Raw genomic sequence first — 15751 nt, 5'->3', positions numbered from 1 at the left:
GCTCAGCCCTGCGCGCCGGGCACCGGCGGCGCTTGGTGGGTGCGTTCGTACTCGGCGAGGATGTCGATACGACGTTGGTGGCGTTCGGCTTTCGACCATTGCGCGCTGAGGAAGGCGTCGACGATCTCCAGCGCCTCGGGCACGGTGTGCATGCGGCCGCCGATGCCGATCAACTGCGCGTTGTTGTGCTCGCGGGCCAGCGTCGCGGTCTCGACGCTCCACGCCAGCGCGCAGCGGGCCCCCGGCACCTTGTTGGCCGCGATCTGCTCACCGTTGCCCGAACCGCCCAGGACGATGCCGAGGCTGTCCGGGTCGGCGACGGTGCGCGTGGCTGCCGCGATGCAGAACGCGGGGTAGTCGTCCTCGGCGTCATAGGTGAAGGCGCCGCAATCGATCGGCTCGTGCCCGGCCTCTTTGAGATGGGAGATGATCTGCTGCTTGAGCTCAAATCCGGCGTGGTCGGAGCCGAGGTAGACGCGCATGCCCGCAATCCTTACACAGCGGCGCCCACCGCATCGGCTAGTCGAATTCGGGCTTCTCGGTGCGGGTCCGCTTGAGCTCGAAGAAGTGCGGGTACGACGCGAACGTCACCGACGCGTCCCACAGCTTGCCGGCCTCCTCGCCGCGCGGGATCTTCGACAGCACCGGCCCGAAGAACGCCACCCCGTTGACGTGGATGGTCGGCGTGCCGACGTCGTCGCCGACGGCGTCCATGCCGGCGTGGTGGCTCTTGCGCAGGGCGTCGTCGTAGGCATCGCTTTGCGCCGCCTCGGCGAGCTCGGCGGGCAGGCCGGCGTCGGCCAGCGACAGCTTGATGACCTCGTCGAGGTTCTTGTTGTCCTCGTTGTGAATCCGGGTGCCCATCGCGGTGTACAGCGGGTCCAGCACTTTGGCGCCGTGGGCCTGCTCGGCGGCGATCGCCACCCGCACCGGGCCCCAGGCGTGCTTCATCATCTCGCGGTATTTGTCCGGCAAGCCTTCGCGGTTCTCGTTGAGGATCGCGAGGCTCATCACGTGGAAGTGCACGTCGATGTCCCGGACCTTCTCCACCTCGAGGATCCAGCGCGACGTGATCCAGCACCAAGGGCACAGCGGATCGAACCAGAAGTCGGCTCGGTTCTTCTCGGGCATAGCGCAGTCCTTTCGTCGGTCAAGACACCTTCAGCACAACCGTAGGCCGCTCGCGGCTGTTCCCGTCCTGCGCGGGACTAAGTTGTACGCGTGGCCCTTCCTAATCTGACCCGGGACCAGGCCGTCGAACGCGCCGCCCTGATCACCGTCGACAGCTACCAGATCGCCCTCGATGTCACCGACGGCAAGGGGGCGCCGGGCGAGCGAACCTTCCGGTCCACCACGACCGTGGTGTTCGACGCGCTGCCCGGTGCCGACACGTACATCGACCTGGCCGCCGAGACGGTGCGCAGCGCGACACTCAACGGCCGCGAGCTCGACGTGTCCGGATACGACGAGTCGCTCGGCATCCCGCTCACCGGGCTCGACAAACGGAACACCCTCGTCGTCGACGCCGACTGCCGCTATTCGAACACCGGCGAGGGGCTGCACCACTTCGTCGACCCGGTGGACGACGAGACCTATCTGTATTCGCAATTCGAAACCGCCGACGCCAAGCGCATGTTCGCCTGCTTCGACCAGCCCGACCTCAAGGCGACGTTCGACGTGCGGGTGGTCGCCCCCCGGCATTGGAAGGTGGTGTCCAACGGCGCGCCCGAGTCGGTGCAGGACGGCGTGCACACCTTTGCCACCACGCCGCGAATGAGCACCTACCTGGTGGCGCTGATCGCCGGGCCGTACGCGGAGTGGAGGGACAGCTACACCGACGAGCACGGCGAGATCCCGCTGGGCATCTACTGCCGGGCATCGCTGGCGCAATACATGGACGCCGAGCGATTGTTCACCGAGACCAAGCAGGGATTTGGCTTCTACCACAAGAACTTTGGCCTGCCCTACGCGTTCGGCAAGTACGACCAGCTGTTCGTCCCCGAGTTCAACGCCGGCGCCATGGAAAACGCCGGGGCGGTGACCTTCCTCGAGGACTACGTCTTCCGCAGCAAGGTCACGCGCGCCTCGTACGAGCGGCGCGCCGAGACCGTGCTGCACGAGATGGCGCACATGTGGTTCGGGGACCTGGTCACCATGACGTGGTGGGACGACCTGTGGCTCAACGAGTCGTTCGCCACCTTCGCGTCGGTGCTGTGTCAAAGCGAGGCAACCGAATTCACCGAGGCCTGGACGACGTTCGCCACCGTCGAGAAGTCGTGGGCGTACCGTCAGGACCAGTTGCCGTCGACGCACCCGATCGCCGCCGAGATCCCCGACCTGGCCGCCGTCGAGGTGAACTTCGACGGGATCACCTACGCCAAGGGCGCTTCGGTACTCAAGCAGCTGGTCGCCTACGTCGGGCTGGAGCACTTCCTGGCCGGGCTGCGCGACTACTTCCGCACGCACGCCTACGGCAACGCCACGTTCGACGATCTGATCGCCGCGCTGGAGCAGGCGTCCGGTCGCGACCTGTCCGATTGGGGCCGGCAGTGGCTGAAGACCACCGGGCTCAACACGCTGCGACCCGACTTCGACGTCGACGCCGACGGCAGGTTCACCAGGTTCGCGGTAACTCAGAGCGGCGCCGAGCCGGGGGCCGGTGAGACGCGGGTGCACCGGCTGGCGGTGGGCATCTACGACGACGACGCTTCAAACGGCGCCGGCAAGCTGGTGCGCGTGCACCGGGAGGAGCTCGACGTCGAGGGTGCACAGACGGAAGTCCCTGCGCTGGTTGGGGTTTCGCGGGGCAAGCTGATCCTGGTCAACGACGACGACCTGACCTATTGCTCGTTGCGGCTCGATGCCCAGTCGTTGCAGACCGCGCTGGAGCGCATCGCCGACATCGCCGAGCCGCTGCCCCGCTCGCTGGTGTGGTCGGCGGCCTGGGAGATGACCCGCGAGGCCGAGCTGCGCGCCCGCGACTTCGTGGCACTGGTCTCCGGCGGCGTGCCGGCCGAAACCGAGGTCGGGGTGGCCCAACGGCTGCTGATGCAGGCGCAGACGGCACTGGCGTCCTACGCCGAGCCGGGGTGGGCGCGCGAGCACGGCTGGCCGCAGTTCGCCGACCGGCTGCTGGAGTTGGCGCGCGCGGCGCAACCGGGATCGGATCACCAGCTCGCGTTCGTCAACACGCTGTGCACGTCGGTGCTGTCCACCAAGCACGTCGTGGTGCTGGCCGACCTGCTCGACCGCGACCCCGCCGACCTCGGCCTGCCCGGCCTCGACATCGACACCGACCTGCGCTGGCGGATCGTGACCGCGCTGGCCGCCGCCGGCGAGATCGACGCCGACGGGCCCGCCACACCGTTCATCGACGCCGAGGTGCGGCGCGACCCGACCGCCGCGGGGAAACGCCACGGCGCCCAGGCGGCGGCGGCGCGGCCCCAGCTGGCGGTCAAGGAGGAGGCCTGGACCACCGTGGTCGAGGACGACACCCTGGCCAACATCACGGCGCGCTCGATGATCGCCGGCATCGCGCCGCCCGGGCAGCACGAGTTGCTCGAGCCGTTCACCGCGCGCTACTTCGCGGCGATCCTCGGCGTCTGGACGCGGCGATCCAGCGAGGTCGCCCAGACCGTGGTGATCGGGCTCTACCCGCACTGGGACATCAGCGAGGCCGCCATCGTGGCCGCCGACCAGTTCCTCGCCGACCCCGACATTCCGCCCGCCCTGCGGCGACTGGTGCTGGAAGGCCAGGCCGGGATCAAGCGTTCGCTGCGCGCCCGCCAGTTCGACGCGTCCTGATCGAGCCTGCGCTCAGCGTGTCGAAAAGGAGCCAACCTTCGCTCTGGTCGCAGTCTCGGCGCCGGAACTAGGCCGGCGAGATGCCGGCGCTGAGCACCCGGATCGCGCTGACCAACCCGTCTACCAGGTTGCCCTGCTCGAACGCCGACGCGGCGGCGGCGACCCCGAGCGGCGCGGCCGACTCGGCGCCGCGCCCCCGGACCGCCGACCCGTAGACCACCTCGATGGCGTGCTGGTTGGGCGAGACGGCGAGCAGCACCGCGTTGTCGGGCGTCGGCACGTCGGCCAGGATCTCGCGGGCCCGCGCGGCGGTGTCGTTACCGAGGTCGCCGAGGTAGATGGCGAACCGCGCCCGCGACGCCCGCGAGCCGTACTTCAGCGCGTCGTCGATGGCCACCAGGTCCTTCGTCGGGAACGGGTAGTGCACCGACAGCTCGCCCGGCTCGGTCACGGCCGAGACCCGTCCGCTGGTGGTGATCACCGAACCCTTGGGCAGCCCGGCGTGCTCGACCGTCGCGACCTCACCACGTGCCACTGGCGCCACCTCCAACCGAGAACTCCGATGCCCCGTGACCGCCGTGCGCGCGCCCGACGTCTTCGTCGATGGCGGCCCACAGGATCGGCGGGTGGGTCCACTTCTCCGACATCTTGTACGTCGCGGGGTGGGGTCCCTTGTGCGACCAGATCAGCGCCGACAGCACGACGACCAACACCAGCGGAATCCCGATAAAGTACAGGTGAATCTCTGCAAGGCTCACGACGCAAACCGTATCCCACCGGGTGCGCCGCCCGCACACTCGGACATGAGATTTGGTCAGGCCGCGCCTTCGCCGAGGTACCGGGCCCAGGCCGGGTCCAGTTCCTTGACCGTCGACAACAGCCGCCAGTGCTGGCCCGTCGGCGGCAGGGGCGCCCGCCGCAGCGTCCAGCCCAGCTCGGCGAGCAGCTTGTCGCCCTTGCGATGGTTGCAGGTCGAGCAGCACGCGACGCAGTTCTCCCAGGAGTGGTCGCCGCCGCGGCTGCGGGGCACCACATGGTCGACGGTGTCGGCCTTCGCCCCGCAGTAGGCGCAGCAGAAACGGTCGCGGTGCATGAGCGCGGCGCGGGTCATCGGCACCCGCGCCCGGTACGGGACCCGCACGTAGGACCGCAGCTGGATCACCGACGGCACCACGATCGACGTGCTCGCCGAGTGGATGACCGGCGCGGCCGGGTCGTCGTGCACCACGTCGGCCTTGCCGCAGATCACCATGACGATGGCCCGCCGCATCGGCAGCGCGGTCAGCGGCTCGTAGGTGGAGTTCAGCAGCAGCACCCGCCGTCGGCTCCAGATCGAGGCGCTGTCGTGGCGGGTGGGCGGATGGGTCTCGACGCTGTGCAGGCACGACGCGGTTGGGGGCCCGGTCAACCCTGCCGCGGCACCGGAACTGCGGTGGCTGCGGCGTCTCTTGCCATGCGCCATAGATCCTCCGCGGATAGTCCACCATGATTCGCCGCCAAACGCACCCTTATTGCTGGTGCGCGCCGTGTCAATCCGGTGAACACAAGGGGCGGCCCGCGGTTGCCCTCGGGGCGATGCACCACAATGGTGGGCGATGGACCAGGTGAGCTTTTACGACGCTGTCGGCGGTGCCGAAACCTTCAACGCGATCGTGTCGCGGTTTTACGAGCAGGTCCCCGAGGACGAGATCCTGAGTCGGCTGTATCCCGCGGACGACCTCGCCGGCGCCGAGGAGCGACTGCGGATGTTCCTCGAGCAGTACTGGGGTGGGCCCCGCACCTACTCCGAGCGCCGCGGGCACCCGCGGCTGCGGATGCGGCATGCCCCGTTCCGGATCACGCCCATCGAGCGCGACGCCTGGCTGCGGTGCATGCACACCGCGGTCGCCTCCATCGACTCGGAAACCCTCGACGAGGCGCACCGTCGCGAGTTGCTTGAATACCTCGAAATGGCCGCGCACTCCTTGGTCAATTCATCGTTCTGACGCCCAGTTACCGAACGGAGCAGTATGAGCCACGAGCCGTGGTGGTCGAGCGCGGTCTTCTACCAGGTCTATCCGAGGTCGTTCGCCGACAGCGACGGCGACGGGATCGGTGACCTGGACGGCCTGACCGCACGGCTGGAACACCTGTCGTACCTGGGTGTCGACGCGATCTGGCTGAACCCGGTCACCGTCTCGCCGATGGCCGACCACGGCTACGACGTGGCGGATCCGCGTGACATCGATCCGGTGTTCGGCGGCATGGCCGCGGTCGAGCGACTGATCGCGGCGGCGCATCAGCGGGGCCTCAAGGTCACCATGGACGTGGTGCCCAACCACACCAGCTCGCGGCACCCCTGGTTTCAGGCGGCGCTGGCCGCGGGGCCGGGCACCGACGCGCGGCAGCGCTATTACTTTCGCGACGGCCGCGGTCCCCTCGGCGAGCTGCCGCCGAACAACTGGACGTCGGTGTTCGGCGGACCGGCCTGGACGCGCATCGTCGAACCCGACGGCAACCCGGGCCAGTGGTATCTGCACCTGTTCGACGCCGAGCAACCGGACCTGAACTGGGAACACCCGGAGGTGTTCGACGACTTCGAGAAGACGCTGCGGTTCTGGCTGGAACGCGGCGTGGACGGCTTCCGCATCGACGTCGCGCACGGGATGGCCAAGCCGTCGGAACTTCCCGACGCGAAGGACGACATCAAGGTGTTGAGCCACAGCGACGACGACCCGCGCTTCAACCACCCGAGCGTGCACGAGATTCATCGCGGCATCCGCGCGATCGTCGACGACTATCCCGGGGCGGTGACCATCGGCGAGGTGTGGGTCATGGACAACGCCCGGTGGGCCGAGTATCTGCGGCCCGACGAACTGCATCTCGGCTTCAACTTCCGGCTGACCAAGATCGACTTCGACGCGACCCAGGTGCACGACGCGATCGACAACTCGCTGGCGGCCACGGCCATCGAAGACGCCACACCGACGTGGACGCTGTCCAACCACGACGTGGGCCGGGAGGTCACCCGGTACGGCGGCGGCGAGGTCGGCCTGCGCCGGGCGCGGGCGATGGCGATGGTGATGCTCGCCCTGCCGGGCGCGGTGTTCATCTACAACGGTGAGGAGCTTGGTCTGCCCGATGTAGACCTGCCCGACGAGGTGTTGCAGGACCCGACGTGGGAACGCTCCGGGCACACCGAACGCGGCCGCGACAAGTGCCGGGTCCCGATGCCCTGGTCGGGTGACGCGCCGCCGTTCGGGTTCTCGACGTCGACCGACACCTGGTTGCCGATGCCTGCGGACTGGGCGACGCTGACCGTCGAAAAGCAGCGCGAAGATCCCGACTCGACGCTGTCTTTTTTCCGGCGCGCAATCGGAATGCGCAGGGAGCGGTCCGAATTCGAGGGCGGCGGCCTGGATTGGCAGGCGGCGACGCGCGACACGCTGATATTTCGGCGGCGCGGTGGCCTGGTGTGCGCCCTGAACGCCGGCCGCCGCCCGATGGTGTTGCCACCGGGCGAACTCCTGCTGGCGAGCGCGCCGTTGGTGGACGGCAAGTTGCCGCCCGACGCGGCGGCCTGGCTGGTCTGAGCGTCGCAGCAAGTCAGCGCACCACGAGCGCCGCGTGGGCACGGCGCCGGTACACCGAGCCGAACTTGGCGTCGACCCGCAGCCACGACGGCACTACCCGCACCCGCACCATCTCGTCGGCGCCGATCGCGTCGGGTGAGGTCGGCAGGAAACCCATTGCGGTCAAAGCGAACACGCAGCGCATCGGCAGCCCGACGCTGACATTGGCCCCTTCAGAGGCCGCGCTGACCCGGACGACCTCTTGGTCGAGCAACGAAACCGGCGGGCCGTGCGAACTGCCGTGTTCCTTGGCGAGTCGCGCGCCGCGCTGCGCCAGGTCCAGCATCACCCGGGCCGGCAGGTCTTCGAGGTGGGTGAACCCGGATTCGGGGGGCAGCGCGCCCCGCCACGCGGAGTCCATCGCGAAGCCCGGGTCGACGTAGCCCGAGGCGTCCGCAGCCGACAGGCCGCGCGCCAGCGTGTCCGCGGCCACCGACAGGTCGTCGGGGCGCACCCGCCCGACGACCACCCGGCTGGCCAGCACGTCGAAACCCGTTGCCACCCAGGCGGTCAGCAGGCCGGACGATCGGGCCCGCAGCCGGATGACCGCGGCGTCGTCGAGGCGCATCGCGTGGTCGACGAACGCGGCGAGGTCCGCGCGGTGCGCCGTATCAGGCAACCAGAGGCCGCGCTCGGCGGTCACTCCCTGAGCCATCGTTGCAAGTACTCCCGATGGTGCGGCGAGAGTCGCACCAGCCGCTGCTCCTCGATGTGGACGGCGGCCAACTGCGTCTCGGCGATGACGGCGGGCCTCGACCCCGCATCGGCGCTGACCGATCGCACGTCGTAGCCCAGCGTGAAGTCCACCGTCCGCACCCGCTTGGTCCAGATGGTCACCTGCAGAGGCGAATCGGTCAGGCGCAGCTGACCCTTGTAGGTGACACGCACGTCGGCGATCAGCAGGCCGATGGTCGTGATGTCGGCCGCGAACGGTTCGTGCAGGAACTGCACCCGCGCCTCCTCCAGGATGGTGACCATGGTGGCGTGGTTGATGTGCTGGTACATGTCGATGTCCGACCAGCGCACCGGCACGGGCGCGACGAAACCGACGCTCAACTCGACGATCCCCGTCCACTGGTGCGGGTCATGCGGCGAATCTGCCGGGCGGCCACCGAAAGCGTCGCGAGATCCTTTGCCCCGCTTTCCTGTATCTCACTGAGCGTGCGACGCGCCCGCTCCACCCGTGACGCGCTCATCTGTTCCCACTCACCGATCTTCTCCTCGCCGCTTTCGTCGGGCTCCCCCACGGCGAGCACGTCGAACGTCAGCGATCGCAGCGAGGCGTAGATGTCGTCGCGAATCGCCAAGCGCGCCAACGATTGCCAGCGGTCGTGTCGGGGTAGCTCGGAGACCGCGGTCAGCAGGCCGTCGGTGCCCAGCCGGTCCATCAGCGCGAAGTAGGTGTCGGCGACCTCGGCGGTGTCGATTTCGGTGATGTCGCCGACGTCGATGATGTCGAGCAGGCTGAAGCGGTAGAGGCCCGCGGCGACCATGTACGCCAAGTCTTCCGGTGTGCCCTCCGACGCGAATTCCGCCGCTTCCTTTTCGACGATGGCCTTGTCGTCACCGCGCAGCCACTGCGACATCCGCGGCGTGAGCTCCCTGACCTTCGCGGCGAACCGGTTGATCTCGGCGCCCACGGCCAGCGGTTGCGGGCGGTAGTTGAGCAGCCAGCGCCCGGAGCGGTCGATCAGCCGCCGGGTGTCCAGCGTCAACCGGTCCGACAGCGCGACCGGGATGTCCGCCGCCCGGATCTGCCGCCAGATCTGGCTCACCCCGAAGATCGCGTCGGTGGCGACGTAGGTGCGCACCGCGTCGATCGGCCCGACTCCGACGTCTTCGGTGATCCGGGATGCGTAGCTGATGCCCGCGGCGTCGACAAGATCGTTGATCAACATGGTGGTCACGATTTCCCGGCGCAGCTGGTGGGTCCGGATCTCGGGGGTGAACCGTTCGCGCAGCGGCCTCGGGAAGTACAGCGGCAGCCGGGACGCGAACACGTCCTGCTCCGGCAGTTCGGTGGTCAGCATGTCCTCTTTGAGCGCCAGCTTGACGTGGGCCATCAGGGTGCACAGCTCGGGAGAGGTGAGCCCGATGCCGACGTCGGTGCGCCGGTGAATCTCCTTCTCCGACGGCAGCGCCTCCAATTCCCGGTTGAGGCCGCGCTCCTCGAGGTATTTGATCTGCATCGCGTGCACCGGCAGCAGGCTGGCCGCGTTGGCGCGGCTGGTGCCGATCAGGTCGTTCTGGTCCTCGTTGTCCTTGAGCACCAGGCGCGCGACCTCGTCGGTCATCGACTCCAGCAACTCCTTGCGCTCTTCGGGCTTGACCTTGCCGGCGGTGACCAGCGAGTCGATCAGGATCTTGATGTTGACCTCGTGGTCGGAACAGTCAACCCCGGCGGAGTTGTCCATCGCGTCGGTGTTGATGCGCCCGCCGGACAGGTCGAACTCGACGCGGCCCAGGGCCGTCACGCCGAGGTTGCCGCCCTCCCCGATCACCTTGGCGCGCACCTGGTTTGCGTTCACCCGCACCGGGTCGTTGGCGCGATCGCCCACGTCGGCGTCGGATTCGGACTCGGCCTTGATGTACGTGCCGATGCCGCCGTTGAAGAGCAGGTCGACCGGCGCCTGCAGGATCGCCCTGATCAGGTCGGGCGGGGACATTTCGGTGGCGTCACCCTGGAGGCCGAGGGCCTCGCGGACCTGCGGGCTGACCGGAATCGCCTTGTGTTCGCGGCTGTACACCCCACCGCCCTCGCTGATCAACGACTTGTCGTAGTCGTCCCAGCTGGATCGCGGCAGCCCGAACATCCGCTTGCGCTCCCGCCACGACGACGCGGCGTCGGGTTCCGGGTCGAGAAAGATGTGCCGGTGGTCGAAGGCGGCGATGAGCCGGATGTGCTCGCTCAGCAGCATGCCGTTGCCGAACACGTCGCCGCTCATGTCTCCGATGCCGACGACGGTGAAGTCCTCGGTCTGGGTGTCGACGCCCATCTCCCGGAAGTGCCGTTTGACGGCCTCCCACGCGCCCTTGGCGGTGATGCCCATGGCCTTGTGGTCGTAGCCCACCGATCCGCCGGACGCGAACGCGTCGCCCAGCCAGAACCCATAGGACTTGGCGACGTCGTTGGCGATGTCGGAGAACGTGGCGGTGCCCTTGTCCGCGGCCACCACCAGGTAGGCGTCGTCGCCGTCCCGCCGGATCACCTCGGGCGGCGGGCTGACCTGTTTCGTTGCGTGGTCGACGTTGTCGGTGACGTCGAGCAGCCCGGAGATGAACAGCTGATAGCAGGCGACACCCTCGGCGCGGCCGGCGTCGCGGTCGGCGGCCGCGTCGCCGGTGGGCAGTGGCGGTCGCTTGACGACGAAACCGCCTTTGGCCCCGACCGGCACGATGACGGCGTTCTTCACCGCCTGCGCCTTGACCAGGCCCAGGATCTCGGTGCGGAAGTCGTCGCGGCGGTCCGACCACCGCAGGCCCCCGCGCGCCACCGGGCCGAACCGCAGGTGCACGCCCTCGACCCGGGGCGAGTAGACGAAGATCTCGTACTTGGGCCGCGGCAGCGGAAGCTCGTCGATCAGCTGGGCATCCAGCTTGAGCGCCAACACGTTTCGGGCCCGGGCCGAACCTTCCCGTGTCACAAAGTAATTCGTGCGCAGGGTGGCCTGCACCAGCGACGCGAACGCGCGCAGGATGCGGTCGGTGTCCAGGCTCACCAACGCGTCGATGTCCGCGGCGACCGCGGCGGCGGCCGCCTGCGCGTCCCGGCTCGTGGGCGACCCCTTGAGAGAGGATGCCCTCGGGTCGAAGAGCGCCTCGAACAGAGTGACCAGCGACCGCACCGTCGAGGGATGGTCGTTGAGCACCGACTCGATGTAGGACTGGCTGTACGGAAAGCCGGCCTGGCGCAGGTATTTTGCGTAGGCGCGCATGAGCACCACCTGCTGCCAGGTCAGCCTCGCGCGCATCACCAGCTCGTTGAACCGGTCGATCTCGACGCGGCCCTGCCAGATGGCGGTGACGGCGTCGGCGAACCGCTCCGCCGTGGCGTTGCGCTCGGACGCCGACGTCGCGAACGGGATCGTCGGATGCGGCTGGATCTTGAACTGGTAGATCCACACCGGCAGCCCGTCCGGCCGGGTGACGGTGAACGGCCGCTCCTCGAGCACGACGACGCCCATGCTCTGCAGCATCGGCAGCAGCTGGCTCAGCGACGCGGTGTGTCCGCCGAGAAACCAGGTCAGCTGGGCGGCGCCGTCCTCGCCGCGGTCGGAGAACACCAGCTTGACCGAATCATCGGAGAGCTCATTGATGATCGCGATGTGCTCGATGGCGTCCTCGGGCGTGACGGCCTGCTTGTACACCTCCGAGAAGGCGGTGGCGTAGTGCTCGGCGTCGGCGTGGGCGGGTGTGCCGACCGCGGTGGCGGCGATCAGGCGGTCCCCCCAGGTGCGCGCGGCCTCGCTCAGCAGCCCCTGGATCCGGACGCGGGTGTCTTCCGAAACGTCGACCGGCGCGGCGGATTCGGGTAGCCGGACCATGAAATGCATCAGCGCCCAAGGCGATTCGCTGACCCGGGCGGTGAATTCCAGGCGGGTGCCCCCGAATTCGCGGACCAGGATGTCCTCGATCTGCAACCGCACCGCGGTGGTGTAGCGGTCGCGGGGCACGTAGACCAGGCACGAGACGAAGTACTGGAGCCGGTCGGCGCGCAGGAACAGCAATGCGCGGCGTTGGGATCCCAGGTCCACCACCGCCTTGGCCATCGCCAGCAGCCGTTCGGCGCTGAGTGTGAACAGCTCCGAGCGCGGGACGGTCTGGATGACGTCGAGCAGCAGCTGGCCCGGGTGGATGGGGTCGCTGTCGGCCATCGTGAGCGCTTCGCGCACCCGACGCGAAATCATGGGGATTTCCAGCACGTCCGCGTTCATGGCGGCGACCGTGAAGAGCCCGACGAAGCGGTGCTCGGTCACCCCGCCTTCAGCGTCCCCGTCGCCGTATTCGCGAACCGCGATCGCGTACGGGTAGGCGCCGTAGCGCAGGTAGCTGCCGACGACGGACTGCGCCAGCACCAGCAGGTGGTCGTCGTCGGTCAGCCGGGGCCGCGAGCCGGTGCGCGTGCGCAGCACGCCGAGGCCGGGCGACCCGTCGGGGGAAACCTGGCTGTCGTGCACCCGGCAGCGTTGGTAGCCCAGCAGCAGGAAATTCCCGTTGCCCAGCCAACGCAACAGCTCGGCGACGTCCTCGCGGTCGGGCGCCGAATAGCGGTCGCCGGCGTTGGCTTGGACGGCCGCTTCGAGATCGCTCAGCGCGGTGATCATCGCCGAAGCGTCGGTGGCGACCTGCTCGACGTCGGTCAGCACCTTGGGCAGCAGCCGCTCGACCTCGGCGAGGGCGTTGCTGTCGACGGACGGCGACAGCGGAACGTATATCCATGCCTCACCGTCGAATTGCGACGTGCCGGGCGCCTTGGGTTCGACGCTGATCAGGTCGCCCTCGGCGTTGCGATGGACGTCGAACACCGGGGTCATGATGCCGCCGTAGCCGACGCCGAGCCGGTGCAGCAGCACCGTGACGGAGTCGAGCAGCATGCTGCCGTGGGCGGTGACGACCTGCAGTGCGGGCCCGAACCCGTCGGAATCGTCGGCCGGGTGGACGCAGACGCAACTGCCGCGTTCCGGGCGGCACTCACCGAGTCGGTAGTGCGCGCGCAGCATCGCGGGGGTCACCATGGCCGCGGGGTCGACGCGGTCGGATCCCGCGGCGCTCGGTTCGTCGCCGCGCGGACCGCGATAGCTCTCGATGTAGGCATTCGCGATCCAGTCGGGAATGTCGTCACTCGTGCTGAACGTGGTCCACGGCTTGAAACCCTGCTTGGCACCGGGATCGATCGCCATGCCGATTGCTCCCAACTCGCATCGTCGCGGGGCGCTGCGCCCGATCGCCCCGCTGCTCAGCGGGGCAGCCCTGACACTAGTCGCGCGTCAGCTTGCGGTGGGTCACCCTGTGCGGCCTGGCGGCGTCAGCGCCGAGCCGCTCCACCTTGTTCTCCTCGTATGCCCCGAAGTTGCCCTCGAACCAGAACCACTTGGCCTCGTTGTCCTCGTCGCCTTCCCACGCCAGGATGTGCGTGCAGGTCCGGTCGAGGAACCAGCGGTCGTGCGAAATCACCACCGCGCAGCCGGGGAATTTCTCCAGCGCGTTTTCCAGCGAGCTCAAGGTCTCGACGTCCAGGTCGTTGGTCGGCTCGTCCAGCAGGATGAGGTTGCCGCCCTCCTTCAACGTGAGAGCGAGGTTGAGGCGGTTGCGCTCACCACCGGACAGCACACCCGCCGGCTTCTGCTGGTCGGGACCCTTGAAACCGAACGCCGACACGTAGGCCCGCGACGGGATCTCGTTCTGGCCGACCTCGATGTAGTCCAGCCCGTCGGAGACCACTTCCCACACCGTTTTCTTCGGGTCGATGCCGGCGCGGGACTGGTCCACGTAGCTCAGCTTGACGGTCTCCCCGACCTTGACCGTGCCGCTGTCCGGCTGCTCGAGCCCGACGATGGTCTTGAACAGCGTGGTCTTGCCGACGCCGTTGGGGCCGATGACCCCGACGATGCCGTTGCGCGGCAGGGTGAACGACAGGTCCTTGATGAGGGTGCGACCGCCGAAGCCCTTGTCGAGGTGTTCCACCTCGACGACGAGGTTGCCCAGCCGCGGCCCGACCGGGATCTGGATTTCCTCGAAATCGAGCTTGCGCGTCTTCTCGGCCTCCGCGGCCATCTCCTCGTAGCGCTGCAGGCGGGCCTTGCTCTTGGCCTGACGCGCCTTGGCCCCGGACCGGACCCAGGCCAGCTCCTCGGTCAGCCGCTTCTGCAGCTTGGCGTCCTTGCGGCCCTGCACCGCCAGCCGCTCGGCCTTTTTCTCCAGGTAGGTCGAGTAGTTGCCCTCGTAGGGGTAGGCGCGGCCGCGGTCCAGCTCGAGGATCCACTCGGCGACGTTGTCCAGGAAGTACCGGTCGTGGGTCACCGCCAGGATCGCGCCCGGGTACGCCGCCAGGTGCTGCTCGAGCCACTGCACGCTTTCGGCGTCCAGGTGGTTGGTCGGCTCGTCGAGGAGCAGCAGGTCCGGTTTGGACAGCAGCAGCTTGCACAGCGCCACTCGCCGGCGCTCACCGCCGGACAGGTTGGTGACCGGCTCGTCGGGCGGCGGGCAGCGCAGCGCGTCCATCGCCTGCTCCAGCTGGGAGTCGAGGTCCCACGCGTCGGCGTGGTCGAGTTCCTCCTGCAGCCGACCCATCTCCTCCATCAGCTCGTCGGAGTAGTCCGTGGCCATCAGCTCGGCGACCTCGTTGAAGCGGTCGAGCTTGACCTTGATGTCGCCCAGGCCCTCTTCGACGTTGCCGCGGACCGTCTTCTCCTCGTTCAGCGGCGGCTCCTGCAGCAGGATGCCGACGGTCGCTTCGGGGGCCAGGAACGCCTCGCCGTTGTTGGGCTTGTCCAGACCGGCCATGATCCGCAAGACGCTCGACTTACCGGCGCCGTTGGGCCCGACGACACCGATCTTGGCGCCCGGGAAGAAGCTCAACGTGACGTCGTCCAGGATCACCTTGTCGCCGTGCGCCTTGCGGACCTTCTTCATCGTGTAGATGAACTCAGCCATGCCGCGGTTGTGCCTTTCTGGTCTTTGAGAGAGTTCTCGCGGACCATCCTAGGCACCGCGCCGCGGCGCTGATCCCGCAGCTAAGCCGACAGCGGCAGCGGCCCGGTGTCGGCGGCCTCGGCGCCGTCCCCGGCGTCGGCGTCCACGCCGGGCGTGTCTGTCGCGTCCGCCGGCGGCGCAGTGGCGTCCTCGGTCGTCGGGCCGGTGTAGCCGGGCCGCTCGATGCGCACGATCGCGCGGGACACGTCGGGCCCGACGGACGTCGCGCGCATCTCCAACGACGAGCGGCGGTTGCCGTCGCGGTCTTCGTACTCGCTGGTGTAGACGTGACCCACCACGATCACCGGTGCGCCCTTGCCCAGCGCGGCGCCCACGCCGGTGACCAGCTTGCCCCAGCAGTTGACGTTGATGAACAGCGAGTTGCCCGGCTCCCAGCCGCCGTCGGCGGTGCGCCGCCGGGAATTGCTGGCGACGCGGAACTTGATGACCTCCTGGGTGCCGACCTGTCGGCGTTCGGGGTTGTTGACGATGTGGCCGACCACGGTAAGCGGGGTTTCGAACATGGGCTGATCCCTTCTCGGTTGCATTTCTCTGTTGGCGCGGTGAGCGCCTCACCGCCCTATCCGATCGCCATTCAGCCGGGCACCAGAGACGGATTCTGAGTTGAGACCACGTCCATCCGC

The 15751-nt window shown here is 68.5% G+C and carries 13 protein-coding genes; 3 read left to right on the top strand and 10 right to left on the bottom strand.

From position 1 onward, the window contains the following. Positions 1 to 2 precede the first annotated feature (2 nt). Both A5696_RS08445 and A5696_RS08440 read right to left on the bottom strand, forming a co-directional pair. Positions 3 to 482 (bottom strand): ribose-5-phosphate isomerase, encoded by a 480-nt coding sequence (locus A5696_RS08445; protein WP_067876275.1) that lies wholly within the window; start codon positions 480 to 482, stop codon positions 3 to 5. Positions 483 to 519: 37 nt separating this feature from the next. Beyond that, entirely contained in the window at positions 520 to 1131 is a 612-nt protein-coding gene (locus tag A5696_RS08440) for an Rv2466c family mycothiol-dependent reductase (protein WP_067876272.1), read from the bottom strand. Between the two features lie 90 nt (positions 1132 to 1221). Here A5696_RS08440 and pepN point away from each other — a divergent pair, with 90 nt between their 5' ends. Next, entirely contained in the window at positions 1222 to 3804 is a 2583-nt protein-coding gene (gene pepN / locus A5696_RS08435) for an aminopeptidase N (RefSeq protein WP_067876269.1), read from the top strand. 67 nt (positions 3805 to 3871) lie between these two features. On the opposite strand, the gene A5696_RS08430 is transcribed toward pepN, so the two are convergent. Genes A5696_RS08430 through A5696_RS08420 form a run of 3 tightly spaced genes read right to left on the bottom strand, consistent with a single transcriptional unit; the run spans position 3872 to position 5266 of the window. After that, positions 3872 to 4339, bottom strand: a complete 468-nt coding sequence (locus A5696_RS08430; RefSeq protein WP_067876266.1) for a DUF5130 domain-containing protein — start codon at positions 4337 to 4339, stop codon at positions 3872 to 3874. Beyond that, complete coding sequence (locus A5696_RS08425) at positions 4326 to 4562, bottom strand: hypothetical protein (protein WP_067876263.1); 237 nt, start codon at positions 4560 to 4562, stop codon at positions 4326 to 4328. The genes A5696_RS08430 and A5696_RS08425 overlap by 14 nt, the downstream gene beginning before the upstream one ends. Positions 4563 to 4618: 56 nt before the next feature. Next, a complete protein-coding gene (locus A5696_RS08420; protein ID WP_067876260.1) occupies positions 4619 to 5266 on the bottom strand; it encodes an HNH endonuclease in 648 nt (215 codons plus the stop codon). Positions 5267 to 5399: 133 nt separating this feature from the next. Here A5696_RS08420 and A5696_RS08415 point away from each other — a divergent pair, with 133 nt between their 5' ends. Continuing rightward, entirely contained in the window at positions 5400 to 5789 is a 390-nt protein-coding gene (locus tag A5696_RS08415) for a globin (protein ID WP_067876258.1), read from the top strand. Positions 5790 to 5813: 24 nt separating this feature from the next. After that, positions 5814 to 7376, top strand: a complete 1563-nt coding sequence (locus A5696_RS08410; RefSeq protein ID WP_067876255.1) for a glycoside hydrolase family 13 protein — start codon at positions 5814 to 5816, stop codon at positions 7374 to 7376. 13 nt (positions 7377 to 7389) lie between these two features. Here the strand turns inward: A5696_RS08410 and A5696_RS08405 are convergent, their stop codons facing one another. From A5696_RS08405 to A5696_RS08385, 5 genes are all read right to left on the bottom strand, one after another. Beyond that, a complete protein-coding gene (locus A5696_RS08405) occupies positions 7390 to 8070 on the bottom strand; it encodes a hypothetical protein (RefSeq protein WP_067876251.1) in 681 nt (226 codons plus the stop codon). Beyond that, entirely contained in the window at positions 8055 to 8471 is a 417-nt protein-coding gene (locus A5696_RS08400) for a thioesterase family protein (RefSeq protein WP_067876248.1), read from the bottom strand. Before A5696_RS08400 ends, A5696_RS08405 begins: the two co-directional genes overlap by 16 nt. Continuing rightward, a complete protein-coding gene (locus A5696_RS08395; RefSeq protein WP_067876245.1) occupies positions 8468 to 13315 on the bottom strand; it encodes an NAD-glutamate dehydrogenase in 4848 nt (1615 codons plus the stop codon). Before A5696_RS08395 ends, A5696_RS08400 begins: the two co-directional genes overlap by 4 nt. 76 nt (positions 13316 to 13391) lie before the next feature. Further along, complete coding sequence (ettA, locus tag A5696_RS08390; RefSeq protein ID WP_067876242.1) at positions 13392 to 15068, bottom strand: energy-dependent translational throttle protein EttA; 1677 nt, start codon at positions 15066 to 15068, stop codon at positions 13392 to 13394. Between the two features lie 80 nt (positions 15069 to 15148). After that, entirely contained in the window at positions 15149 to 15631 is a 483-nt protein-coding gene (locus A5696_RS08385; protein ID WP_067876239.1) for a single-stranded DNA-binding protein, read from the bottom strand. Positions 15632 to 15751 lie beyond the last annotated feature (120 nt).

Source organism: Mycobacterium sp. E2699 (assembly GCF_001666745.1).
Classification (GTDB): Bacteria; Actinomycetota; Actinomycetes; order Mycobacteriales; family Mycobacteriaceae; genus Mycobacterium.
This window is presented reverse-complemented; position numbering and strand designations above follow the sequence as displayed.

What these genes read in the sequence shown, in the direction of transcription:
- A5696_RS08445 (WP_067876275.1), bottom strand. Translation starts at nt 482, where the DNA reads ATGCGCGTCTACCTCGGCTCCGACCACGCCGGATTTGAGCTCAAGCAG.
- A5696_RS08440 (WP_067876272.1), bottom strand. Translation starts at nt 1,131, where the DNA reads ATGCCCGAGAAGAACCGAGCCGACTTCTGGTTCGATCCGCTGTGCCCT.
- A5696_RS08420 (WP_067876260.1), bottom strand. Translation starts at nt 5,266, where the DNA reads ATGGCGCATGGCAAGAGACGCCGCAGCCACCGCAGTTCCGGTGCCGCG.
- A5696_RS08415 (WP_067876258.1), top strand. Translation starts at nt 5,400, where the DNA reads ATGGACCAGGTGAGCTTTTACGACGCTGTCGGCGGTGCCGAAACCTTC.
- A5696_RS08410 (WP_067876255.1), top strand. Translation starts at nt 5,814, where the DNA reads ATGAGCCACGAGCCGTGGTGGTCGAGCGCGGTCTTCTACCAGGTCTAT.
- A5696_RS08405 (WP_067876251.1), bottom strand. Translation starts at nt 8,070, where the DNA reads ATGGCTCAGGGAGTGACCGCCGAGCGCGGCCTCTGGTTGCCTGATACG.
- A5696_RS08395 (WP_067876245.1), bottom strand. Translation starts at nt 13,315, where the DNA reads ATGGCGATCGATCCCGGTGCCAAGCAGGGTTTCAAGCCGTGGACCACG.
- ettA (WP_067876242.1), bottom strand. Translation starts at nt 15,068, where the DNA reads ATGGCTGAGTTCATCTACACGATGAAGAAGGTCCGCAAGGCGCACGGC.
- A5696_RS08385 (WP_067876239.1), bottom strand. Translation starts at nt 15,631, where the DNA reads ATGTTCGAAACCCCGCTTACCGTGGTCGGCCACATCGTCAACAACCCC.